Source organism: Polaribacter sp., assembly GCF_024639685.1.
Taxonomy (GTDB): Bacteria; Bacteroidota; Bacteroidia; order Flavobacteriales; family Flavobacteriaceae; genus Polaribacter.
Genome location: NZ_JAHEHX010000001.1, coordinates 124,453 through 147,238 on the forward strand (window position 1 = coordinate 124,453; position 22,786 = coordinate 147,238).

26 protein-coding genes, 1 tRNA gene and 1 pseudogene are annotated in these 22,786 nt (G+C 30.9%); 11 read left to right on the forward strand and 17 right to left on the reverse strand.

Annotated features, from left to right (window positions below; genetic code table 11):
- The 12 genes and pseudogenes from Q0L44_RS00565 to Q0L44_RS00620 all read right to left on the reverse strand — a co-directional run bounded on the left by Q0L44_RS00565 (window position 1) and on the right by Q0L44_RS00620 (window position 10,169).
- On the reverse strand, window positions 1-1,269 hold the full coding sequence (locus Q0L44_RS00565) for a peptidoglycan DD-metalloendopeptidase family protein (RefSeq protein ID WP_296633851.1): 1,269 nt from the start codon (window positions 1,267-1,269) through the stop codon (window positions 1-3).
- Between the two features lie 103 nt (window positions 1,270-1,372).
- A complete protein-coding gene (locus Q0L44_RS00570; RefSeq protein ID WP_296633856.1) occupies window positions 1,373-2,137 on the reverse strand; it encodes a DUF3108 domain-containing protein in 765 nt (254 codons plus the stop codon).
- Window positions 2,138-2,209: 72 nt separating this feature from the next.
- Window positions 2,210-3,126, reverse strand: a pseudogene (locus tag Q0L44_RS00575) (tryptophan 2,3-dioxygenase family protein).
- A 49-nt stretch (window positions 3,127-3,175) separates the two neighbouring features.
- Complete coding sequence (hppD, locus tag Q0L44_RS00580; RefSeq protein WP_296633859.1) at window positions 3,176-4,336, reverse strand: 4-hydroxyphenylpyruvate dioxygenase; 1,161 nt, start codon at window positions 4,334-4,336, stop codon at window positions 3,176-3,178.
- A gap of 90 nt (window positions 4,337-4,426) precedes the next feature.
- Window positions 4,427-4,744 carry a four helix bundle protein gene (locus Q0L44_RS00585; protein WP_296633861.1) on the reverse strand — a complete coding sequence of 106 codons (318 nt, stop codon included), beginning with the start codon at window positions 4,742-4,744 and terminating at the stop codon, window positions 4,427-4,429.
- 33 nt (window positions 4,745-4,777) lie between these two features.
- Window positions 4,778-5,935 (reverse strand): homogentisate 1,2-dioxygenase, encoded by a 1,158-nt coding sequence (locus tag Q0L44_RS00590; protein WP_296633863.1) that lies wholly within the window; start codon window positions 5,933-5,935, stop codon window positions 4,778-4,780.
- Window positions 5,936-6,179: 244 nt separating this feature from the next.
- Window positions 6,180-7,235, reverse strand: a complete 1,056-nt coding sequence (locus Q0L44_RS00595; protein WP_296633864.1) for an NAD(P)/FAD-dependent oxidoreductase — start codon at window positions 7,233-7,235, stop codon at window positions 6,180-6,182.
- A gap of 123 nt (window positions 7,236-7,358) precedes the next feature.
- Entirely contained in the window at window positions 7,359-7,595 is a 237-nt protein-coding gene (locus tag Q0L44_RS00600) for a NifU family protein (protein WP_053975297.1), read from the reverse strand.
- A 4-nt stretch (window positions 7,596-7,599) separates the two neighbouring features.
- Window positions 7,600-8,739, reverse strand: coding sequence for an Mrp/NBP35 family ATP-binding protein (locus tag Q0L44_RS00605; protein WP_296633869.1), 1,140 nt, complete (start codon window positions 8,737-8,739; stop codon window positions 7,600-7,602).
- Between the two features lie 149 nt (window positions 8,740-8,888).
- On the reverse strand, window positions 8,889-9,224 hold the full coding sequence (locus tag Q0L44_RS00610) for an MGMT family protein (RefSeq protein ID WP_296633872.1): 336 nt from the start codon (window positions 9,222-9,224) through the stop codon (window positions 8,889-8,891).
- 42 nt (window positions 9,225-9,266) lie between these two features.
- Window positions 9,267-9,938 carry a tRNA (guanosine(46)-N7)-methyltransferase TrmB gene (gene trmB / locus Q0L44_RS00615; RefSeq protein WP_296633875.1) on the reverse strand — a complete coding sequence of 224 codons (672 nt, stop codon included), beginning with the start codon at window positions 9,936-9,938 and terminating at the stop codon, window positions 9,267-9,269.
- 9 nt (window positions 9,939-9,947) lie between these two features.
- Entirely contained in the window at window positions 9,948-10,169 is a 222-nt protein-coding gene (locus Q0L44_RS00620; protein WP_053973699.1) for a hypothetical protein, read from the reverse strand.
- A gap of 41 nt (window positions 10,170-10,210) precedes the next feature.
- On the opposite strand from Q0L44_RS00620, the gene Q0L44_RS00625 reads away from it, so the two are divergent.
- The 9 genes from Q0L44_RS00625 (at window position 10,211) to Q0L44_RS00660 (ending at window position 17,215) form a co-directional block, all read left to right on the forward strand.
- On the forward strand, window positions 10,211-11,140 hold the full coding sequence (locus tag Q0L44_RS00625; RefSeq protein ID WP_296633880.1) for a DUF6427 family protein: 930 nt from the start codon (window positions 10,211-10,213) through the stop codon (window positions 11,138-11,140).
- Window positions 11,141-11,195: 55 nt separating this feature from the next.
- Window positions 11,196-11,354 carry a hypothetical protein gene (locus tag Q0L44_RS11490; RefSeq protein ID WP_366084914.1) on the forward strand — a complete coding sequence of 53 codons (159 nt, stop codon included), beginning with the start codon at window positions 11,196-11,198 and terminating at the stop codon, window positions 11,352-11,354.
- A gap of 2 nt (window positions 11,355-11,356) precedes the next feature.
- On the forward strand, window positions 11,357-12,091 hold the full coding sequence (locus Q0L44_RS00630) for a DMT family transporter (RefSeq protein WP_366084915.1): 735 nt from the start codon (window positions 11,357-11,359) through the stop codon (window positions 12,089-12,091).
- Between the two features lie 36 nt (window positions 12,092-12,127).
- Window positions 12,128-12,994, forward strand: coding sequence for a YicC/YloC family endoribonuclease (locus Q0L44_RS00635; protein ID WP_296633883.1), 867 nt, complete (start codon window positions 12,128-12,130; stop codon window positions 12,992-12,994).
- A 95-nt stretch (window positions 12,995-13,089) separates the two neighbouring features.
- Complete coding sequence (gene gmk / locus Q0L44_RS00640; protein WP_296633885.1) at window positions 13,090-13,686, forward strand: guanylate kinase; 597 nt, start codon at window positions 13,090-13,092, stop codon at window positions 13,684-13,686.
- A 13-nt stretch (window positions 13,687-13,699) separates the two neighbouring features.
- On the forward strand, window positions 13,700-14,281 hold the full coding sequence (nadD, locus tag Q0L44_RS00645) for a nicotinate (nicotinamide) nucleotide adenylyltransferase (protein WP_296633889.1): 582 nt from the start codon (window positions 13,700-13,702) through the stop codon (window positions 14,279-14,281).
- A 45-nt stretch (window positions 14,282-14,326) separates the two neighbouring features.
- On the forward strand, window positions 14,327-15,193 hold the full coding sequence (locus Q0L44_RS00650; RefSeq protein WP_296633891.1) for a M23 family metallopeptidase: 867 nt from the start codon (window positions 14,327-14,329) through the stop codon (window positions 15,191-15,193).
- The gene (locus tag Q0L44_RS00655) at window positions 15,193-16,689 is read left to right on the forward strand and encodes a GH3 auxin-responsive promoter family protein (protein ID WP_296633893.1); all 1,497 of its coding nucleotides are present in this window, start codon (window positions 15,193-15,195) and stop codon (window positions 16,687-16,689) included. Before Q0L44_RS00650 ends, Q0L44_RS00655 begins: the two co-directional genes overlap by 1 nt.
- Before the next feature lie 76 nt (window positions 16,690-16,765).
- Window positions 16,766-17,215, forward strand: a complete 450-nt coding sequence (locus Q0L44_RS00660; RefSeq protein WP_296633894.1) for a 6-carboxytetrahydropterin synthase — start codon at window positions 16,766-16,768, stop codon at window positions 17,213-17,215.
- A 2-nt stretch (window positions 17,216-17,217) separates the two neighbouring features.
- On the opposite strand, the gene Q0L44_RS00665 is transcribed toward Q0L44_RS00660, so the two are convergent.
- Window positions 17,218-18,537: a hypothetical protein gene (locus Q0L44_RS00665; RefSeq protein ID WP_296633896.1), complete on the reverse strand. Its 1,320-nt coding sequence runs from the start codon at window positions 18,535-18,537 to the stop codon at window positions 17,218-17,220.
- 450 nt (window positions 18,538-18,987) lie between these two features.
- On the opposite strand from Q0L44_RS00665, the gene Q0L44_RS00670 reads away from it, so the two are divergent.
- On the forward strand, window positions 18,988-19,521 hold the full coding sequence (locus Q0L44_RS00670) for a hypothetical protein (protein WP_296633899.1): 534 nt from the start codon (window positions 18,988-18,990) through the stop codon (window positions 19,519-19,521).
- A 19-nt stretch (window positions 19,522-19,540) separates the two neighbouring features.
- Here the strand turns inward: Q0L44_RS00670 and pth are convergent, their stop codons facing one another.
- The 3 genes from pth to Q0L44_RS00685 form a co-directional block, all read right to left on the reverse strand.
- Window positions 19,541-20,107: an aminoacyl-tRNA hydrolase gene (gene pth, locus Q0L44_RS00675; RefSeq protein WP_296633901.1), complete on the reverse strand. Its 567-nt coding sequence runs from the start codon at window positions 20,105-20,107 to the stop codon at window positions 19,541-19,543.
- A gap of 65 nt (window positions 20,108-20,172) precedes the next feature.
- Window positions 20,173-20,790 (reverse strand): 50S ribosomal protein L25/general stress protein Ctc, encoded by a 618-nt coding sequence (locus tag Q0L44_RS00680; protein WP_296633903.1) that lies wholly within the window; start codon window positions 20,788-20,790, stop codon window positions 20,173-20,175.
- A gap of 18 nt (window positions 20,791-20,808) precedes the next feature.
- The gene (locus Q0L44_RS00685) at window positions 20,809-21,750 is read right to left on the reverse strand and encodes a ribose-phosphate pyrophosphokinase (RefSeq protein ID WP_296633906.1); all 942 of its coding nucleotides are present in this window, start codon (window positions 21,748-21,750) and stop codon (window positions 20,809-20,811) included.
- Between the two features lie 124 nt (window positions 21,751-21,874).
- On the opposite strand from Q0L44_RS00685, the gene Q0L44_RS00690 reads away from it, so the two are divergent.
- Window positions 21,875-21,956: transfer RNA gene (locus tag Q0L44_RS00690), tRNA-Leu, on the forward strand.
- Between the two features lie 40 nt (window positions 21,957-21,996).
- Here the strand turns inward: Q0L44_RS00690 and Q0L44_RS00695 are convergent.
- Window positions 21,997-22,786, reverse strand: a 790-nt coding sequence (locus Q0L44_RS00695; RefSeq protein ID WP_296633908.1) for a BspA family leucine-rich repeat surface protein, incomplete at its 5' end; no start/stop codon positions are given.

Consider the following 22,786-nt stretch of genomic DNA (forward strand, 5'->3'; position numbering starts at 1 on the left):
TTAATTTTGCGCTATAGTTTCAGTATTATTTTGAGGTTGACCTGGGTAAACTCCTATATTATCTAATTGATATTTTAACGGTTCAATATATTTGAAAAAAGTTGGTTTTATAGAATTTTTCATTGGTTTTGCTGCAGGCAACTTTTCTTTTAAAGGGTCTACCTGCCTTCCATTTTTCCAAAAACGATAACACACGTGTGGGCCTCCTGTATTTCCTGTCATGCCAACATAACCAATTACATCTCCTTGTCTAACATATTGGCCTTTTTTTACGGCTTGTTTACTCATATGCAAATATTGAGTAGAATAGATATTATTATGTTTAATTTTTACATATTTTCCATTACCACCTCTTCTTGTAGATTCTGTAACTGTACCACTTGCAGTTGCAATTATTGGTGTTCCTACTTTAGCTGCAAAATCTGTTCCTTTATGTGGCTTAACTCTATTTCCATAATAAGCTATTCTTCTCCTTAAATTGTATTTAGAGGAAATTCTGTACTGAAATTTTATTGGAGCTTTTAAAAACTGACTTCGAAGCATTTTTGCTTTATCATCGTAATATTCGTGAATATTTAAAGTAGAATCTGCTAAAAAACGGAAAGCATATAAATTTTTCCCTTTATGCTTAAATACGGCTGATTTTACTTTACCATACCCTGCAAAAATGGAATCATCTATAAATTTCTCCTCATAAACAAGCTTAAAAGAATCTCCTTTTTGTAAGGTTAAAAAGTCTAAAGTCCAAGCATAAATATCAGCAATTGTATAAGTTAAGTTTGGCATAATACCAATACTATCCATGGTTTGTGAAAAACTAGAATATACTGTTCCAGAAACCTCTTTTTGTACGAATTTAATTGGTTTTTTATATTGTTTAGCTACAATAACAGAGTCTTTAAAATCTACAATAGTTGCATTTACCTTATCGTGTTTGTAGATAAATACTTGCGCTTTTTCTGTAGAATCTTTACTCGCTAAAATAGTGTATGGTTTTCCTGCTCTAACTTTTCTAACGTCGAAAGTTTCTTTAACAGTTGCTGCTATTTTATTAATCTTAGGATAAAAGACATGATGCCTGTCTAAGATAATACCAAAGCTTTCACCACTTCTAATAGTATCTTGTATAACTTTATAATTATCTATATTATATCCAAAACGTATTTCTGGCTCATAAACGGCAACTTTATTTTTCTGGCTAGTAGCAACTTCTTCTTTACAAGATGAAAACAAAAGAACAAAAACGAAGAGTATGACAATATTTTTCAAAAAAGTGAGTGCTTTTAAAATCAAATTCAAAAATACAAATAAAAATAACTTTATTGTCCCTCCAAAAAAAGAACTTAGAAAAACATTAACAAACTATAAAACCTTATTTAAAAGGGGTAACTAAGCCCTTGTAGGACTCTAATTCAGCTCTTAAAGACCCAACAGCAAGAGAGGCTTTCATTCTAATCGGAATTTTATTATTATCATCAGTAATCCAAACAGTAACACTCTCTTCTGCCTTAAAAACTCTACCAGATTGAACAAAAGGTCTAAATACAAGTGTATTTATTTTACCAAACTTTGTTTTGATTACTTCCTTTCCTAAAAACCGAAGTTTAAATGGATATACTTGTACATCTAAAAACATATCTAACCTTAAATCGTCTCCTTTTTTTAACATTCGTACATCTTTGTTTCTTAAGTAATAAAAAGAAGACACGATGTCTTGCACATTTTTAAAAGCTACTGTGGTATCTTTCTGTGATAAAAAATCTTGAATATAAGCTTGATTCGACGTATGATTAAATGTGGTTATTCTATGTTTTTTATAGCCCCCTTCGTTAATTTTTCTTTTAAATAGGTAAGGCTTTGTTTGTTGCTTATCAAAATACGATTCATATAAGTCTTCTACTTCAAAAAACCACTTTATCATTCCTGTAGTCCAACCTTTTCCTTTGGCGTAAAAAACACTCTTCCCATTTAATTCTACTTCACTAACTTCTAATGTTGCTGTGCCCGCTCTAAAAAAGCCACTATAACTCATCTTATATCGCAAAGTTTCACCAGATTGAAATGCAGGCGGCTTTTCTTGCGCTAGTAACAACACAGATTTGAAAAGTAAAAACCCTAAAAAAAAGCTTGTTTTCATGAAATTCAACTTATTAAAAAGAGATTATAAATAGTTTACCAAACTATAAAAATACTGTTATTAAATTAATACTTAAAGAGTCCCCCAATTTTCTAATTCTTCTGCAGACCATAAATAAGGATAAAACACTCTACGTTGGTACTTTGGATGCATGTATTTACGCCAGTTACTCCCTCCAGTAGCTTTCAGCTCAGAATCATCACCTCCAATATATTTTGCAGCTGTATTATAATCGCCATTACCCATTTTACATTTACAGTGTAGTCATAATGACGCATGGCTTTTATTAAAGCTTTGTCTTCTTGAGTCTTTTAAGGTAGTTGTTTAAATTTTAAGGAGAGATTGATGTCATTATAATCTTCCATAAAATCAATAAAGTCTCCCATATATTTGAGTTCAAAGAGATTTAGTAAGGTTGATTTTTGACCTGTAGTATAATTTTAACCTGCTGCTTGCCAATACAAATGATTGTATGCATTTTTAAAAGAGGAATTTCTATCAATTGTATTTCTGTATCTTGCATCAATTAAATTGATTAATTCTGTAGATGCAAACTCTATTTTTCTGTATTGTGCAGATTGAAAACCACTTGCTGGTGTTAATGTATTTCTGAATTTTAGGTATTGTTCTTTTTCCATACCTTCAGCCATTACATTAAATGAGCTGCACAGCATATCAAAATACCTACTAATTCTATCTAAGTGCATAGAAAATTTTTCTGCAGAAACTTCATTGGTTTTGGCCACTTGGTCTATCTCCCACAACACCATTTTAAACAACAATTCATTTACTTGATGGTACATAATAAATACCATTTCATCTGGCTGATTGGTTCTAGGTGTTTGCAGACCTAGTAAAGCGTCTGTTTGAATATAATCCCAATATGTAATTGGTGTACTATGTAGTAAACCTTCTAACATAGCATCTACAGGAACACCAAGTTTGTCATACTTTTCTTCTATAGCTTTTAAAATTTCGTCTCTCTTCATTTTTGGTTGAAATAAAAAAGCAAGATACTTAAATCTTGCTCTTCGAATTTTATAATGTTCCTCTTTTTTGCTGTTCTCTTTCTATAGATTCAAAGAGTGCTTTAAAATTCCCTGCACCAAATCCTTTAGCTCCCATTCTTTGAATAATTTCGAAAAACAATGTTGGCCTGTCTTCTACAGGTTTTGTAAATATTTGTAACAAATACCCTTCTTCATCTGCATCTATCATTATTCCTAACGCTTTTAATTTTTCAATATCCTCATTTAATTCATGACTAAACTCGGATAACCTTCCAGGAACAGAAGCATAATAATCGTCTGGTGGTGTAGACAAAAACTCAACACCATTGGCACGTAGTTGAGATACTGTTTTTAAAATATCATCTGTTGCTACTGCAATATGTTGCACCCCTGCACCTTCATAAAAATCTAAGTATTCTTCTATTTGAGAACGTTTTTTACCTTTTGCTGGTTCGTTTATTGGAAATTTAATACGCCCATTCCCATTAGACATCACTTTACTCATTAATGCAGAATATTCAGTATGAATCTGTTTATCATCAAAAGATAAAAAGTTTTCGAAACCCATTACATCTTCATACCATTTTACCCAAACATCCATTTGATTCCAACCTACATTACCCACCATATGATCTATGTATTTTAAACCTGAAGTTGGAGGATTATATTCAGACTCCCACTTTTGGAAACCAGGCAAGAAAACTCCACTGTAATTTTTACGCTCAACAAATAGGTGCACAGTTTCTCCATACGTAAAGATTCCTGCTCTTACTACTTCACCAAATTCATCAGTTTCTACGGTGGGCTCCATATAAGATTTTGCCCCTCTAGAGGTTGTTTCTTCATAAGCCTTTCTGGCATCTTCTACCCAAAGTGCAACTACTTTAACTCCATCACCATGCTTTACAATATGATCGTTTATAGGTGATTTACTATTTAAAGGTGTTGTTAAAATTAATTTTATTTTATCTTGCGTAAGCACATAACTTACTGAATCTTTTGCACCCGTTTCTAAACCTCTATATGCATAAGATTGAAAACCAAATGCAGTTTTATAAAAATGCGCTGCTTGTTTTGCATTACCCACATAAAACTCTACATAATCTGTACCTAACAATGGAAGGAAATCTTGTGCTCCTTCAAATATTTTTTCTAAACCGTAGTTTACTGATTCTATTTTTTTACTCATGTTTATGTTTTATTGAAAAAGAGAGAAAAGAAACAAGAATAAAGATTTTTAGAGCTTATTTTGAAAGCCCATAGTCATCTTTTGAAATTCTTAAATCTTTAATTCAATCTTTGTTAATTCTTTTTCTGTTATATATTCTCTTTTAAAAGAGATAATTAATTGTGTTTCTATTTCAAAAGAAGAACCAAGAGCAATGTCTAAAAAATGGGAAAAAGACTTATCTGTTCTAGAAGAACCTTCTGCAACATTACTTGGAATAGAGATAGAGCATCTGCTCAATTGAGACTTTAATCCAAATTTTTCACCTACTAGAAACTTGCTTAAAAAATTAAATACATCATCCACAATTTCAATACCTAAAGTCCAAATCTTTAAGTTTTTGCAGCTATGCCTTTTACGCTTTTCCATTCTTTATCCTTATTTCTCTCTTCTTGATTCTAACTATTGAAGCCAACTCTTGTAATAATCTTCATCCGCAATTTTCATAGCTTCTTCTGTTACTTGTAATGGTTTAAAAGTATCTACCATAACTGCTAATTCTTCAGTTTCTGTATGACCAATACTTCTTTCTGTGGCACCTGGATGTGGACCATGAGGGATTCCTGCTGGATGCAATGAAATATGACCTTGATCGATATCGTTTCTGCTCATAAAATCGCCATCTACATAATATAAAACCTCATCTGAATCGATGTTGCTGTGGTTGTAAGGAGCAGGAATTGAGTTTGGGTGATAATCATACAAACGTGGTACAAAACTGCAAATTACAAAAGCATTAGTTTCAAAGGTTTGATGAACAGGTGGTGGTTGATGAATTCTACCAGTAATAGGTTCAAAATCGTGAATTGAAAATGCATAAGGAAAATTATAACCATCATAACCCACTACATCAAAAGGATGAGAAGCGTAGGTCATTTCTATAATTTCTCCTTGTTTTTTTACTTTTATTAAAAAATCGCCTAATTCATTATATGTTTCTAGTTCATGAGGCCTTCTTAAATCGCGCTCACAAAATGGCGAATGCTCTAATAGTTGACCAAACCAATTTCTATAGCGTTTTGGAGTGTAAACTGGCGAATAAGATTCAACTATAAAAAGTCTATTATTCTCATCATCAAAATCTAGCTTGTAAATAATTCCTCTAGGAATTACTAAATAATCTCCATATTTAAAATCAATATTCCCTAAATGAGTTCTTAGTTTTCCTGAACCCTTATGAATAAAAATAACCTCATCTGCATCTGTATTTTTATAAAAATATTCTTCTGTAGACTTTTTAGGTGCGGATAAAATAATATTACAATCTGAGTTTGTAAGTATAACTTTTCTACTTTCTAGATAATCGTTTTCTGGTTTTATTTTAAACCCTTTAAACCTGAAAGATTGTATGTTATTTGCTTTGGCTATTTTAGGTTTTACAGAATACTGTTTCCCTATTTTTTTGACCATAGTTGGCCTGTGTTCATGATAGCTGTTGGTAGACATACCATCAAAACCAATAGTACCAAACAACTGTTCGTAATATAAACTACCGTCTTTTTTACGAAACTGTATGTGTCTTTTAGGTGGAATTTCTCCTAATTTATGATAAAAAGGCATTTTCTAATGTATTAATACGTTAATAAATAATATAACCGTGTAGCTTAAAGTGCTAGTTGCTATATCTTTAGATTGCAAAACTGATACATTAAACGCTCATTCTGGATTGCGCTTTATTAAGAATTTTAGATAAGAAAGTAAATATGAAAACATCTTAATAGATTTCGTAGTTTTCACAAAGGTATGAAAACCAAAGAAGTTTATTAAAATTAACACAAATTGAGGTGCTAAATGTCAATAAGATTTAGTCAATTTTCTTAATTACCGCCTTTGGTGCTTCTTTTCTTGTACCATCAAAACCATCTACACCTCCAACAGTTGTGTATTTCATTACATACTTTTTATCAGGGAAAATACGTTTATAAGCACTCTGACACATTAAAGTTGCCTCATGAAAACCACACAAAATTAATTTTAATTTACCTGGATATGTGTTTACATCTCCAATTGCATAAATTCCTGGAATATTGGTTTGATAATCTAAAGCATTATTTACTTTAATGGCATTTTTTTCGATTTCTAAGCCCCAACTTCCAATAGGTCCTAATTTAGGAGACAATCCAAAAAGTGGAATAAAATGATCTGTATCTATGATAAAATTCTCTTTGTCTTTCTGCTTAACCTCAACTGCAGTTACTTTTTCTTTGCCAGAAATACCAATAACTTCTGCAGGAGTAATTAAACGAATTTTACCTGTATCTTTTAATTCTTGAACTTTGTCTACAGAATCTAAAGCACCCCTAAATTCGTTTCTTCTATGAATTAACGTAACAGATGCTGCAACATCTGTTAGAAATATAGACCAGTCTAAGGCAGAATCTCCACCACCAGAAATGACTACATTTTTATTTCGATACATTTCTGGATCTCTAATAATATACTCAACACCCTTATCTTCAAAATCTGCAATATTTGGAATAGGAGGTTTTCTTGGCTCAAAAGAACCTAAGCCACCTGCAATTGCAACTATTGGCGCATGATGTTTTGTGCCTTTATTTGTAGTTACGATAAATGAACCATCTTCTTGTTTGTCTATAGTTTCTGCTCTTTCTCCTAACGTAAAACCAGGTTCAAATTGTTTGGATTGCTCTAAAAGTTTATCTGTTAAATCGCCTGCTAAAATTTCTGGATAAGCAGGAATATCATAAATAGGTTTTTTAGGATAAATTTCTGAGCATTGACCACCTGCTTGTGGTAAAGCATCTATTAAATGACAACGCAGCTTTAATAAACCTGCTTCAAAAACTGTAAATAAACCTGTTGGTCCTGCACCAATAATTAATATATCTGTTTTTATCATTTTGATAAAAATGTTTTGAGTTTGCTGAGCGCGTTAAGGATTGAAATGGCATTCTTTTTTGTCTTTCACAAAAAAGATATAATGTAAAGCCTGACCTTTAGGTAACGCCCAAATATAATTTAATTAAGCAACGTTTATTACTTGTTCTATTTGTGGAGCATATTTTTTGATGGTTGCTTCTACTCCGTTTTTTAAGGTCATTTGATTTACAGAACAACCTGTACATGCACCTTGTAATTGTACTTTTACAATGGCGTCTTCAATAGAAAGTAGCTTAATGTTTCCTCCATCACTCATTAAAAAAGGACGAATTTCATCTAAGGCTTTTTCTACATTATTTTGTGTTTCTTGTGCTGTCATAATCTTATTTTTTAACGGAACTACAACCACTCATTGTAGTAATTCTTACAACTTCTGTAGGTGGTAAATTTTTATTCCTTTCTAATAACTGTGCAACCATTTCTTTGGTAATATTACTAAAAGCTTCTTCTAAGACTGTGTCTTCTTGTAGGGCTACTGGACTACCAACGTCTCCAGATTCTCTAATACTTTGTACTAATGGAACTTCTCCTAAAAATTTAGTATTAATGTCTTCTGCTAAGTTTTTAGCCCCATCTTTACCAAAAATATAGTATTTATTTTCTGGTAATTCTTCTGGTGTAAAGTAAGCCATATTTTCTATAATACCCAAAACTGGTACTTTAATAGAATCTTGCTGAAACATTGCTACCCCTTTTTTAGCATCTGCTAAAGCTATGTTTTGTGGTGTAGAAACTACAACCGCTCCATTAATTGGTAAAGCCTGCACAATTGACAAATGTACATCTCCTGTTCCTGGAGGTAAATCTATCAATAGAAAATCTAACTCACCCCAAGCTGCATCAAAAATTAATTGATTTAACGCTTTAGAAGCCATTGGCCCTCTCCAAATTACAGCCTGATCTGGATTTGTAAAAAATCCTAAAGACAATAATTTTACTCCATAATTTTCTACAGGTTTCATTTTAGAACGCCCATCTACATTTACAGAAAGTGGTCTTTCTTTTTCTACATCAAACATTATATGTTGTGATGGCCCATAAACATCTGCATCTAAAACCCCAACACTAAAACCCATTTTTGCTAAAGATATGGCAGTATTTGCAGTTACTGTAGATTTACCTACACCTCCTTTACCGGAAGCTACAGCAATAATATTTTTGATGTTTGGTATTTCTTTACCTCTAATTAAGTTAGGGTCTTTTTTCTCTACTGGTTTCTCTACTTTTAAATTGATTTTTACTTCAATTTTTTCAGAAATATTGGTTTTAATTGCTTTGGTTATTTCAGATTCAATCTTCTTTTTAGCTTGTAAAGTTGGATTACTGATAGTAACATCTACATTTACTTCATCACCAAAAATAACCACATTTGTAACATTGTTGTTTTCTATTAAACTTTTACCTTCTCCAGGTGCTGTAATAGTTTCTAATGCTGAATATATATCTTGCTTTTTAAAACTCATAATGTATATTTAGTACTTCAAATTTTATAGTTGATTTCTAAAAAATTTTAAAGACTTATTTTTATTTAATCTTGATTACAAAGATACGTCTTAACAACAAGATAATAAAGTGAATAAATTGTGAAAATTTATGCTTTTATAAGCGGCGTTTATTTTAATTCTTCTGCAGGATTCCAGAAAATAGATTCTAAATTTTGAATCTGATTATCAACAACTACAATTCCTTCGTTTTCTAGCAATTGCTGCATAAGGTTTGTACCATCAAAATGATGTTTACCTGTTAATAAACCTTTTTTATTAACCACTCTATGTGCAGGTACTTCCTCCTCTTTATTATGAGAATTATTCATGGCCCAACCAACCATTCTTGCAGATCTTGCAGCTCCTAGATAGGTAGCAATTGCTCCATAACTCGTTACTCTACCCACTGGTATTTGGCGAGCCACAACATATACTTTTTCGAAAAAATTATCTGATTTCTTCATGTTGTGAAGATAGCGAATTACAAAAAAAGAAATTATTAATTGCTAATACTTTAAACGAAATTGGATATACGTAATCCATTTACCAACTTCTAAGTATTGGTTTTCGTAAAAAGTTTGTGTTTCGGTAACCTCTTTGGGAGCTCCTTCATTATTGTATACATTATGATTTGCATACAAAATTTCGTGTTCTGCACCTTGTAACAAACCTAAAGTATACCCATGCATAAACTCAGAATCTGTTTTTAGGTTGATGATACCATCTTCTTTTAAAACAGTGTGATACTTCTTTAAGAAAGAAGCATTGGTCATTCTATGTTTCGTTCTTTGGTATTTAATTTGTGGATCTGGAAAAGTTATCCAGATTTCAGAAACTTCATTTTGTGCAAAGATAAAATCTACTAATTCAATCTGAGTTCTTACAAAAGCAACGTTGTCTAAATTTTCTTCGATTGCAGTTTTAGCACCTCTCCAAAAACGAGCACCCTTAATATCTATACCAATGTAATTTTTATTTGGATTTTTACGAGCTAAAGCAATTGTATACTCGCCTTTACCACAACCTAATTCTACAATAATTGGATTGTTATTTCCAAAAAAAGAATGCCATTTACCTTTCTGAGAAAAGTTGTTTATAGCTTCCTCTCTTGTTGGTTGAATGACATTTTTAAACGTTTCATTTTCCTGAAAACGTTTCAGTTTATTTTTACTTCCCAAATTGCTGGCTTATGCTCTATCTTCTGTTCCTTCGTCTAAAAATCTCTTAGACTCCTTCATCCAATATGCAAATAAAACTAAAAGCACTACTAAAAAACCCCAGTTTACAGCGTTTGAAATCCACCAACCTAAATCTGCAGTAGCAACCTCTAACCTTAACCATCTAAAAGGGATGAATAAAATATCTGTAAATAAACTACCAATCCATTTAAAAATATTGCTTGCTATCATAACTTATTTATATTTACACTGCAAAAATAACAAAAGAATCAATGCTAGCCAATTTTTTAAACAAATCTAAACCCATCAATTTTATTGGGATAGCAATTTTATTTTTTTTAGGCTATTTATCGTTTGTTTTTGAAGTGTTTCCTTTTCAGAATATAACACTAATTGACGTTATTAAATATATTGTTGTTTTTATCATTTTTATTGCACTGTTTTTTTCTTTTAACTTCATTGTCATAAAAAATAGTCTTACACTAGACAACCTATATGGTTTTTTCTTCTTTTCACTTTTTACTTTTTGCATACTACCTAAAATTGTAAGTTACTCATTTTTAGTTAACATACTAGTTTACCAATTGGCAATTAGAAAAATATACAGTTTACGATCTTTACATAAACTCAAAGAAAAATTATTTGATGGTGGTCTTTGGTTGGGTGTTCTTTTTGTGTTAGACTCTAGAACACTACTTTTTATTCCACTAATTTATTTTGCTATCTACATCCATCATAAAATTACAATACACACCATCTTAATTCCAATTGTAGGATGGATAACACCATTAATAATTTACTTTTCTTTCACCTTATGGCAAGAAAGTACAGCTAATTTTAGTGCGCTATTTGAGCCAGAATTTAGTATGGATTTTCAATTTTACATTAGTTCTAAGTATCTTTTTTTAGTCTATTTTATGTGCATTACTTGCTTCATTTCAATTTTTGCTAAATCGTATAAAGTAATGGCAATTAATAATACCTTTCGAAAAAACTGGGTTTTAATTCTCATCAACACCATTATAGCAATACTTTATATTGTTTCTGTAGATGCTAAGAATGGTGCTGAACTAATGTATATGGCTTTTCCTACTGCTGTGATTTTGGCAAACGGCATAGAACTAATTTCAAAACCAAGGAATAAAAATAGTATCATTTTTCTACTAATATGCTTTGCGTTGAGTTTTTATTTTATACTATAATTTTAACTTAAAAAAGAAAATAATCACCAAATTTGTAGCGATTTATAAATTTGCTATGAAAACAAGAACTTTAGCGTTAATTGCAGTTACTATTGCAACAATTATTTATGGTGTAAATTATACCATAGCAAAAGATGTAATGCCTACTTATGTAAAACCCTATGCATTTATTTTATTAAGAGTTGCGGTGCTACTCTACTATTTTGGTTTTTAGGATTGTTTGTAAACGCTAAAAAAATTGAAAAACAAGATTTTAAAAAAATTGCTTTTGCTTCTTTTTTTGGTATTGCCTTAAACATGCTTTCTTTTTTTAAAGGCTTAAGTCTTACAACACCTATTAGTGCTTCTGTAATGATGGTAACTTCCCCAATTATGGTATTAGTTTTTTCGTTTTTTTTATTAAAAGGAACAATTGTAAAAAAACAAATTTTAGGCATTGGTATCGGGTTAGTTGGGGCTATTTTACTTATACTTTATGGAAATAACTCTGTTAAAAACGCAAGTAATATTCCACTTGGTAATTTTCTGGTTTTTATAAATGCTACTTCTTATGGGTTATACCTAGTTTTAGTGAAAAACTTAATTTCTAAGTACAATCCTTTAGTTTTTATAAAGTGGTTATATCTTTTTGGATTAATCTATATTATCCCTTTTGGGATGTCAGAAATGACTGAAATTAACTGGATAAGTATGCCCTCTGTTATTTATATAAAAATTGGTTTTGTTATTTTATGTACCACATGTATCACCTATTTGTTTAATTTGTATGGCTTGTCTAAATTAAAGCCAACAACTGTTAGTGTTTTTATCTACTTACAACCAGTTATTGCCTCTACATATGCTCTAATTGTTGGTAGCGACTCTCTTAATATTATTAAGGTAACTGCTACGTTAATTATATTTTTGGGTGTTTATTTAGTTACCAAACAAACCAAAAAATCCATCAAATAAAAACTTATCTTTGCTTTATATTTAAAATTTGAATTTATGATTCAATCTATGACGGGTTTTGGAAAATCTGTACTACAATTGCCAACAAAAAAAGTTACTATTGAAATTAAATCTTTAAATAGTAAAAACTTAGATTTAAACGTTAGAATACCTTCTTATTATAAAGAAAAGGAATTAGCAGTTCGTAAAAAACTAGCTAGAGCTCTGGTAAGAGGTAAGGTAGATTTTTCAATTTTTGTAGAAATGACTGCAGATGAAACTTCAACTACCGTAAATAAGAGGGTTGTTAAAGATTATATCAATCAACTTAAAAACGTTGTAGAAACTGGAAGAGCTTCTGATGTTGAACTACTAAAAATGGCAATTTCTATGCCTGACGCCTTAAAAACGGAACGTGAAGAGTTAGACGAGAATGAGTGGGCTACCATAAACCAAAATATAGATGAGGCCATTGCAAAAATAATCCAATATAGAATTGATGAAGCAGTTTCTTTAGAGGAAGACTTTAAAGAGCGTATTCTAAATATTAGAAAATATTTAGAGGAAGTTAAAGCCTTAGATGCAGACAGAATAGAAAATGTAAAAATACGTTTGCAAAAAGCAATTAATGACTTGCAGGTAACTACAGACGAAAATAGATTTGAGCAAGAACTTATTTATTATTTAGAAAAATTAGACATTAACGAAGAAAAAGTACGTTTAGAAAATCATTTAAATTACTTTTTAGAAACGTTAGCTACAACAGATTCTAATGGGAAAAAATTAGGGTTTATCGTTCAAGAAATGGGAAGAGAAATTAATACTACTGGTTCTAAAGCTAATTTTGCACCAATGCAAAAAGCCGTAATTCAAATGAAAAACGAATTAGAACAAATTAAAGAACAAATTTTAAATGTGCTTTAAAAATATTCTAATAAATATTTTTAAAACAAGCTGAATTTAATTCAGCTTCATAAAAAACAAAATACTGAACTCAGTTCAGGCTAATAAATTTAAATATGAAAGATAATTTTAAAGGAAAGTTATTTGTTTTTTCAGCACCTTCAGGTTCGGGTAAAACAACCATTGTTCGTCATTTATTAGCTCAAAAGAAATTCAACTTAGCATTTTCTATCTCTGCCACGTCTAGGGCGCCAAGAGGATTCGAAAAGCATGGTGAAGACTATTATTTTATTTCTTTACAAGATTTTAAAAACCATATTAAAGCAGACAACTTTTTAGAATGGGAAGAGGTTTATAGAGATAATTTTTATGGCACCTTAAAAACAGAAGTAGAACGTTTATGGGCACAAAAAAAACATGTAATTTTTGATATTGATGTTGCTGGTGGGTTACGAATTAAAAAAAAGTTTCCAACACAAACACTTTCTGTTTTTGTAAAACCCCCAAGCATTGACGAGTTAAAAATACGATTGAAAAAAAGAAAAACAGAAACTGAAGAAAAAATTAATATGCGCATTGCTAAAGCTTCTGTAGAATTAGCAACAGCCCCACAATTTGATAAAATCATAAAAAACTATGATTTAGAAGTCGCTTTAGAAGAAGCTGAAGTGTTAATTGGTGAATTTCTTGATCTAAAAAAAAGTGAATCCTAAAGTTGCTTAAAAAATGAAAATCGGCTTATACTTTGGTACATTTAATCCTATTCACATTGGACATCTAATCATTGCCAATGAAATGGTAGAAAATTCTGATCTAGATGAAATATGGATGGTAGTTACCCCTCATAATCCTTTTAAAAAAAAGCAATCATTATTAGAAAATCATCATCGTTTTGAGCTAGTATATAGGGCCACAGAAAACTATGACAAAATTAAACCTTCCGATTTAGAGTTTAAACTTCCACAACCTAACTATACTGTACACACCTTAGCCCATGCAGTAGACACGTATCCAAACAAAGAATTTTGTTTAATTATGGGAGAAGATAATTTAAAAAGCTTCCATAAATGGAAAAATTATGAAACTATCTTAGAGCATCATCAAATATACGTATATCCAAGAGTTTCAGTTGGGTCTATTGCTCATCAGTTTAAAAACCATCCTAAAATACATGCCGTAAAAGCACCTATTATAGAGCTATCTTCTACAATGATTAGAAAAGGAATACAACAACAAAAAAACATTAAACCCTTATTAAGTAAGGAAGTTTGGGAATATATAGACGAAATGAATTTTTATAAAAAATAGTTTCATTATTTTTACGTTAAAGACCAAAGAAACCTATCATTTAAAGTGAGTAAAAAAGCAAAAAATAAGGGGAAGTTAACACAAAAGTTAACGGATAAATATAGGCTAGTTGTCTTAAACGAAAACACCTTTGAAGAGCGGTTTTCTTTAAAACTTTCTCGTTTAAATGTATTTGCTTTAGGCGGGCTTTTGGCTTTTTTGTTAATACTTATTACTACGTCTATTATTACGTTTACACCTGTAAAAGAATATATACCAGGCTACTCTTCAACAAATTTAAAAATAAAAGCCGCAAAACTAGCTTTTGAAACAGACTCTTTAAAAAGAAAACTAGACCTGTTAAATGCATATACTAAAGCATTACAACCAATACTTAAAGGAGAAATTGAGGGTAATTTTTTAGATACTATAAAAAATGAATCACAAAAATTTATCATAAAAGATAGCCTGTTAAATGCCTCTAAAGAAGATTCTTTGTTTAGAGAGAAAATAGAAAGCAGAGACCGTTTTCCTATTCAGAATAGCAATAGGTCTAACGTAGAAATTATCTTTTTTGCACCACTAAAAGGAAGTGTTTCTCAACGTTTTGATGCAAAAGCAAAACATTTGGCTGTAGACATTGCTGCTCCAAAAAATACACCTGTAAAAGCAACTGCAGATGGGACTGTTATTTTCTCTGATTGGACTACAGAAACCGGCTATGTAATTATTTTAAAACATGGGTATAATTATGTTTCTGTTTACAAACACAATGGAAATTTATTAAAAAAACAAGGAGACTTTGTAAAATCTGGAGAGGTAATTGCAAGTGTAGGGTCTACAGGAGAATTAACAACTGGAGCACATTTACATTTTGAACTTTGGAGTAATGGATATGCAATAAACCCAATAAACTTGATTGACTTTAACTAATGAGTATAAAATCTTTTTTCGCCATTCCTTTTGCTAAAATAGTAACAAAACAGGTTTTAAAATGGGCTAAAACCCCACATAAAACTCAAGAAAGAGTATTTCAAAACCTTATTGCTAAAGGAAAAAATACAGTCTTTGGTAAAGATCACGATTTTAAAAATATTAACTCTTATGATGATTTTAAGAAACACGTAAAAGTTACAGATTACGAAGGTTTAAAACCTTATGTAGATAGAATTGTAGCAGGCGAATCGGATGTGCTGTGGACAGGAAAACCAATTTATTTTGCAAAAACATCAGGTACCACTTCTGGTGCTAAATATATACCCATTACCAAAGATTCGATGCCTACCCATATTAAAGCTGCCAGAAATGCGTTGTTATTTTACATCGCAGAAAAAAATGATGCAAGCTTTGTAAATGGTAAAATGATATTTTTACAAGGAAGCCCTGTACTAGAAAACAAAAACGGAATTAAACTAGGAAGGTTAAGTGGAATTGTAGCTCATTATGTACCCCAATATTTACTTAAAAACAGGCTTCCAAGTTGGGAAACCAATTGCATAGAAGATTGGGATACCAAAGTAAACGCAATTGTAGAAGAAACCGTTAATGAAGATATGTCTGTGATTAGTGGTATACCTTCTTGGGTACAAATGTATTTTGAAAAACTGATTGAAAAGACAGGTAAATCGATTTCTGAGATTTTTCCGAACTTTAATTTCTTTATTTATGGCGGTGTAAACTTTGAACCTTATAAAAATAAATTTGAGAGTATTATTGGTAAAAAAATAGATTATATAGAATTGTACCCTGCATCAGAAGGCTTTATAGCTTTCCAAGATTCGCAAACTGAAAAAGGAATGTTACTGCAACTAGATTCAGGTATTTTTTACGAATTTATACCATCAACAGAATTTTTTGATGAAAATCCAACAAGAATTTCTTTAAAGGGTGTGCAGCTAGATGTAAACTATGTAATCATCTTAAATACCACTGCAGGTTTATGGGGGTATAATATTGGAGATACTGTAGAATTTACAAGTTTAAAACCCTATAGAATTAAAGTTACTGGAAGAATTAAACACTTTATTTCAGCTTTTGGTGAGCATGTTATTGGTAAAGAAGTAGAAAAAGCTTTGAATGATGCTATTGCTGGAACAGCAATAAATATTAGCGAATTTACTGTGGCCCCTCAAGTAAACCCAACAGCAGGATTGCCTTATCATGAATGGTTTATAGAGTTTGAAAATGAACCTGAAGATTTAGAAGAATTTGCTGCTAAAATTGATGCTTCTATGCAAGAGCAGAATATTTATTATTTAGATTTAATAGCAGGCAAAATATTAAAACCTATTGTAATTCAAAAGGTGAAAAAAGGTGGTTTTCACGAGTATATGAAGTCTATCGGAAAATTTGGAGGGCAAAATAAAATTCCACAATTATCAGACAATCGAAAAATTGCTAATGTTCTCGAAAAATTCCTTCAAAATTAACTAAATTATTTTTGTTGGCTAGTTATACTATTTGTTATTGTTTACTTTTGCTTCAGATATAAGAAACACAAAATCCATGAGTACTATTAGAATTACCAAACAATTTAAATTTGAAACTGGCCACGCATTATATGGTTATGATGGTAAATGTAAAAATGTTCATGGGCATTCTTACAAGCTCTCTGTAACTGTTTCTGGACAACCAATTACAGATAATACGAATGTTAAATTTGGAATGGTTATCGATTTTGGTGATTTAAAGAAGATTGTAAATGAAGAAATTGTAGATATTTTTGATCATGCAACTGTATTTAATAAAAATACACCTCATGTAGAATTAGCCAAAGAGCTTATGGACAGAGATCATCATGTAATTTTGGTAGATTATCAACCAACAAGTGAAATGATGGTAATTGATTTTGCGACAAAAATTAAAAAAAGATTACCAGCAACTATAAAACTGCACAGTATAAAACTACAAGAAACAGACTCTAGCTTTGCAGAGTGGTTTGCAAGTGAAAACTAAACTTATACCTCTCTAAAGATAATGTTTATTTTTATCTCTTTCATTCGTTTGTCTAGCTGACTACTTCGAGTGCTAAAGACCGATTCTTTTGGCATTTTTAAGACGTTAGACAATTCGAACTTTAAATCTTTTAGTACGCGTTCTCTTCGTTTGTTAATGGTTACATAATTGTCTTCATTTAAATCTTCAGACAACGCATCATTTAAGGAATGTAACGCAAAAAAACTGCCTTTTTGCGCTAAAAACACCTTTAATACTGCTTTATTTAACGGAGACAATTGCAATGGATTTTTCTTGTTTACAAAAAAGAGGTCTTTGGTTACGCTATACAATAATTGACCTTTCTTTATTTTATAGCTTACATATAATTTGTAAAATCCGTAACAAAAAGCAAATGCAAAAACTACTATAAAAAAACCATACAGAAAAATAGAATATGATTCACTAACATACAAAGGCATCTCAGAAATGAGCTTACTTTTTAAACTAGTGTAAGGTTCACTAATAATATAGTAATTTTGGTTAGATTGATATACATAAGTAAGCATTTTAGAACGCTGAAAGTATTTGATAGCTTCAATATTTTTAAAAATTGAATAGTCAAATGTTTTTATAAAATTATTAAAAATATCTACTTCAACAATTTTATCATAAAAGGAAACAATTTTATCATCTATTTGTAGCCTATTGTTGTGTTGATAAGTAATATTAAATAATGGAATATTTTTGTTTATTCTTTTTTCTTTGTGCCATCTAAATGTATTTAAATCTAAACGCCTTATATATTCATCTAAAACATGGTCTCTTCTACTTAAGTAGTCTATTACATAAAGATTGACATCCTTTTTTAAAAAAAAAGGAGAACTTCTTGGAGTTATACTCTCTACGTTGCTTGTTTGTTTTAAAAGCCACTCGTTGGTTACAAAATCATAATACGTAATGATGTTTTTTTCGGTGAACAGACCATAACCAGAAAATAAATGAGGTTTGTTATCGTGTACAAAAGGAATAGCAGAATATTGATTTTTATGGCTAAAGGAATTATCAATACGAGTAAAAGTATTGTTTTTAAATGCTAACGTAATGCCACAACCGTTTTCTGCAAAATAAGTAACACCATCTATTTGAAACTGATAATCATTAAATAAAGAGAGTTGGAAAGGTTTTGGAAACTCAGTTTTAAATCGCGTTTCAAAATTAAAACCTCTATACCCAGTACTATCATTTACAATAATAACGGGTTCTTTTGTTTTAGCATCTTCAAAGAGCAAATATTCTTGATTAATTTTTAAAGGCTGTTGCGCAAAAAAAGTAGGCGACAAGAAAAGGACAAAAATTATCAGCAGGCTAGTGTAGGTCGTTTTTTGCAATGATGAAAATTAAATTTTAATAAAATTACATAATTATTTACTTCGTAAATATAAGGGTTTTTAGTAAGATAAAAAAATATGCGAAATTATGATGTCGTGGAATTTTACTCACTAAACAAAATCTCTTTCACTAAAATTGTAGTAATAAAGATAGAACATCGGATCTGTAATAAATTAATTAGGCTTATTGGGAAAATGTATAGCGAATTGAAAAAAGAAAAAGTATAAAATTACAGCATTCGATTTCTATTTTTTAAAAACTATAATAAACAACTGTTTTAATGTAAACAGATTCAAAATTCATTTATTTCTATTGCAAAATTTCTTGTCGTTTTTTACAAAACTTAAGGTAAAATACATATAGTTTTAATTTTACACCTTATCTTTGGTAAAAAATAATATATGAAAACTATAAAACTAATTGTATGCTTTTGCGTAACAATAGCTTTAACAAGCTGTGGAGATGATAACGAAAACTCAGATTTACTGCTTACAAATAGTAATCTAGCAGGCAATTATACTATTGAGAATCTCACAGGCGAAGAAAATGAAACAGCAACCTCTACTTCTGGAGCTATTGTAGATTTGGCAACCTCTACTATTGTTGGTAATACATTTAAAGTAGAGTTACTTATAAATGCAAATGGTACCTATTCTATTTCTGGACCTTATGTAGAAGTTAAAAACACAACTCCAAATGGTGGTCCTAATACAGAAACTACTGATATTCCAACTACAGATACAAACGGTACCTATCAATTAAACGGTATAGAAAATACAATTACTTTTACTGCTGAAAATGGGAACTTCTTGTCAGGAACTTACAACGTAAATACGTTAACGCAAAATAGATTTATCATTTCTAAAAATAGTCTTGAACCACGAGGTTCTAATACAATTACGAGTAAAATTATTATTGATTTTTTAAAAGTCTAAGAACAGTACCTAAATAATGTTATTTGTCATTGTAAACATTCATGGTATTCGATAAGCCATCAGTACCAAATGAAGTAATCACTTTGGCTGACAATGGTAATCTTTCTATTAATAAGCTTGTTTCTTCTTTGGTCCACTCTCCCAAAACATAATCTACTTGGCGACCTTTGGCGTAGTTGGCTCCTACTCCAAAACGAAATCTTGGGTATTTATTAGTCCCTAATTTCTCTTGAATATCTTTTAATCCGTTATGACCACCATCACTCCCTTTAGCCTTTACTCTTAAGGTTCCAAAATCAATATTTAAATCATCTGTAACTACGAGGATATTTTCTATAGACACTTTCTCTTTATCCATCCAATATTTTAAAGCTTTACCACTTAAATTCATAAATGTACTTGGTTTTAAAAGGATAAAATTTCTTCCTTTAAAACAAAAACTAGCAACATCACCCAACTTTTCTGTTTCAAAAGATATACTATGCTCTTCTGCTAGTTCATCCAGTATTTTAAACCCTATATTATGACGTGTGTTTGTATATTTTTCGCCAATATTACCTAAACCAATTATTAAAAACTTCTTCATTATAGTACAAAAATAAAAAAAGCGTTACGGTTACGTAACGCTTTTGTAAAAATTTATTTTACAGACTATTCTGTTGCAGCTGGTGCAGCAGCTTCAGCTGTTTCTGCAACTTCTTCATCTTCATCCTCTACATTAGAAGCGTTACGAGAAGTTCTAACTTGTACAACAACAGTGTTATCTGGATGCATAAAAGTATAATCATCATTAATTAACGATGTAATTACTAGTTTATGACCGATTTTTAAGGTAGAAATATCTGCAGTTATAAAATCTGGTAAATTAGCAGGTAATGCTTTTACTCTTAACTTACGGTTTGTGAAACGTAATGAACCTCCATTTAAAACACCTGGAGAAGTACCTGTTAATTGAACAGGAATATTCATTGTAATTTCTTTATCATCAAATAATTGATAAAAATCTACATGTAAAATTTTATCAGTAACAGGATGAAACTGAATATCTTGCAAAATTGCAGGGATTTTTTTTCCATCAACATTAAGACTTGCCGTATATACATTTGGAGTATATACCAAGTTTTTAAACGCTTTTTCTTCTGCTGAAAAGTGTATTGGTGTTTCTCCTCCGTATATAACGCAAGGAACCATACCAGCATTACGTAAGGCTTTGGTAGCTACCTTGCCCACGCTTTCTCTTTTTGATCCTTTAATTGTAATTGATTTCATTACTTTTTTGTTAATTATTTACATTAAAAATTGTCCACTTATCGATGTGTTATCCTGTACTTTATGCATAACATCAGCGAATAAGGGCGCGCAAGATACAACTTTTATTTTTGAAGTCTCCTTTTTTAGCGGAATTGTATCTGAAACTATTAATTCTGTTAAGGCTGAATGCTCAATTTTCTCATAAGCGCCTCCAGAAAGTATTGGGTGTGTACAAATTGCACGAACACTTAAGGCTCCTCTTTCTTTCATTAAGTTAGCTGCATGAGCAAGAGTACCTCCAGTATCAATCATATCATCTACAAGAATTACGTTTTTACCTTTTACATCACCAATCAACTCCATGTGCCCAATAACATTTGCTTTTTTTCGTTGCTTATAACAGATTACAACATCTGATAATAAATGTTTAGAATATGCATAAGCTCTTTTAGAACCTCCCATATCTGGAGAAGCTATCGTTAAATTCTCTAATTTTAAACTTTCTATATATGGCATAAAAATAGTGGATGCAAATAAATGGTCTACTGGTTTTTCGAAAAAGCCTTGAATTTGATCTGCATGTAAATCCATAGTCATAATTCTTGTTGCACCTGCAGATTCTAATAATTTGGCAACTAATTTTGCACCAATTGCAACTCTAGGCTTATCTTTTCTATCTTGTCTTGCCCATCCAAAATAAGGCATAACAGCAGTAATGTGTCTTGCAGAAGCTCTTTTAGCCGCATCACACATTAATAACATTTCCATTAAATTATCTGCATTCGGAAATGTAGATCCTATAATAAATACTCTTCTTCCTCTTACAGATTCCTCAAAAGCAGGTTGAAACTCTCCGTCACTAAAGTAAGTTGTATGTACATTACCTAATTCTGTATTGTATTCTTTGGCAATTTTTTGTGCTAAAACAGTACTTTGCCTACAAGCAAAAAGCTTCGGTGTAAGTTGGTTATTGATCATGGAATAAGTATTTTAGTTGTATTTTTGTGAGCCTACAAAAGTAGAAATTATTTATCGAGTTTGAAATTAAAATTTTCACTTTAAAAACTAAATATTATTAGTAGATTTGCATTCTCTATTAAATGCTCAAGTGGCGGAATTGGTAGACGCGCTGGATTCAAAATCCAGTTCTTTCGGGAGTGTGGGTTCGATTCCCACCTTGAGTACAAATTATCCTCAAAAATAATTTATTGTTTTTGGGGATATTTAATTCTTAATAAACTTTCTATTGGTTTGACCAACACCATCAGATATCTTTATCACATACATACCGCTTGGCAATGCTTGTACATTGATGTTGTTTGTATTCTTTATAGAAATTACTTCCTTACCTAACACATTATAAATTGATACTGATATAGGAGTATCATTTCCTAAAATAAATAAACTATTCTCTACAGGGTTAGGAAAAACAGATAAGTTTGTAAAGTATTGGTCATCTATACTTGCAGTTGGACAACTACCCCAAACAGGTTTATTTTCTTCTGTTAAAGATGCCCATAAACTAAATTCATTTGGCTCTGAACTAATATTAGAAACACACCAATTTGATATATCTTGATTGAAGGCATTTGCTTCAGAAAACATACCTCCCATATCAGTCACACTACTCACATCCCAAGAACCAATGTCTTGATTAAAAGCAGATGCTCCGTAAAACATATAACTCATATCAGTAACACTTCTCACATCCCAAGAACTCACATCTGCATTAAATTCTCCTCTATCCCTAAATGCTTCACTCATATCTGTCACATTACTTACATCCCAATTAGGCATTGCACCATATTCACTATCACTACACATTCCGTCTTCGGGGTTCGTTGATAAACAAGTGTTTATTGCCTCTTGAAAATTAGCGTCTGTAATTGGGACTTGTGCATTAAAATCTGCATTAACTTTTATTGTCACAGAAGCATTGGCTGAATTTTCTCCATCAGATACTTCATAAGTAAAATTAACCTCTCCAGAGAAATTTGGAACAGGTGTATAAGTA

Excerpts from the sequence above, each read along its gene's own strand:
- Q0L44_RS00570 (WP_296633856.1), bottom strand. The coding sequence starts at position 2,137 with ATGAAAACAAGCTTTTTTTTAGGGTTTTTACTTTTCAAATCTGTGTTG.
- hppD (WP_296633859.1), bottom strand. The coding sequence starts at position 4,336 with ATGAGTAAAAAAATAGAATCAGTAAACTACGGTTTAGAAAAAATATTT.
- Q0L44_RS00585 (WP_296633861.1), bottom strand. The coding sequence starts at position 4,744 with ATGGAAAAGCGTAAAAGGCATAGCTGCAAAAACTTAAAGATTTGGACT.
- Q0L44_RS00590 (WP_296633863.1), bottom strand. The coding sequence starts at position 5,935 with ATGCCTTTTTATCATAAATTAGGAGAAATTCCACCTAAAAGACACATA.
- Q0L44_RS00595 (WP_296633864.1), bottom strand. The coding sequence starts at position 7,235 with ATGATAAAAACAGATATATTAATTATTGGTGCAGGACCAACAGGTTTA.
- Q0L44_RS00600 (WP_053975297.1), bottom strand. The coding sequence starts at position 7,595 with ATGACAGCACAAGAAACACAAAATAATGTAGAAAAAGCCTTAGATGAA.
- Q0L44_RS00605 (WP_296633869.1), bottom strand. The coding sequence starts at position 8,739 with ATGAGTTTTAAAAAGCAAGATATATATTCAGCATTAGAAACTATTACA.
- Q0L44_RS00610 (WP_296633872.1), bottom strand. The coding sequence starts at position 9,224 with ATGAAGAAATCAGATAATTTTTTCGAAAAAGTATATGTTGTGGCTCGC.
- Q0L44_RS00620 (WP_053973699.1), bottom strand. The coding sequence starts at position 10,169 with ATGATAGCAAGCAATATTTTTAAATGGATTGGTAGTTTATTTACAGAT.
- Q0L44_RS00625 (WP_296633880.1), top strand. The coding sequence starts at position 10,211 with ATGCTAGCCAATTTTTTAAACAAATCTAAACCCATCAATTTTATTGGG.
- Q0L44_RS11490 (WP_366084914.1), top strand. The coding sequence starts at position 11,196 with ATGAAAACAAGAACTTTAGCGTTAATTGCAGTTACTATTGCAACAATT.
- Q0L44_RS00635 (WP_296633883.1), top strand. The coding sequence starts at position 12,128 with ATGATTCAATCTATGACGGGTTTTGGAAAATCTGTACTACAATTGCCA.
- gmk (WP_296633885.1), top strand. The coding sequence starts at position 13,090 with ATGAAAGATAATTTTAAAGGAAAGTTATTTGTTTTTTCAGCACCTTCA.
- nadD (WP_296633889.1), top strand. The coding sequence starts at position 13,700 with ATGAAAATCGGCTTATACTTTGGTACATTTAATCCTATTCACATTGGA.
- Q0L44_RS00655 (WP_296633893.1), top strand. The coding sequence starts at position 15,193 with ATGAGTATAAAATCTTTTTTCGCCATTCCTTTTGCTAAAATAGTAACA.
- Q0L44_RS00660 (WP_296633894.1), top strand. The coding sequence starts at position 16,766 with ATGAGTACTATTAGAATTACCAAACAATTTAAATTTGAAACTGGCCAC.
- Q0L44_RS00670 (WP_296633899.1), top strand. The coding sequence starts at position 18,988 with ATGAAAACTATAAAACTAATTGTATGCTTTTGCGTAACAATAGCTTTA.
- pth (WP_296633901.1), bottom strand. The coding sequence starts at position 20,107 with ATGAAGAAGTTTTTAATAATTGGTTTAGGTAATATTGGCGAAAAATAT.
- Q0L44_RS00680 (WP_296633903.1), bottom strand. The coding sequence starts at position 20,790 with ATGAAATCAATTACAATTAAAGGATCAAAAAGAGAAAGCGTGGGCAAG.
- Q0L44_RS00685 (WP_296633906.1), bottom strand. The coding sequence starts at position 21,750 with ATGATCAATAACCAACTTACACCGAAGCTTTTTGCTTGTAGGCAAAGT.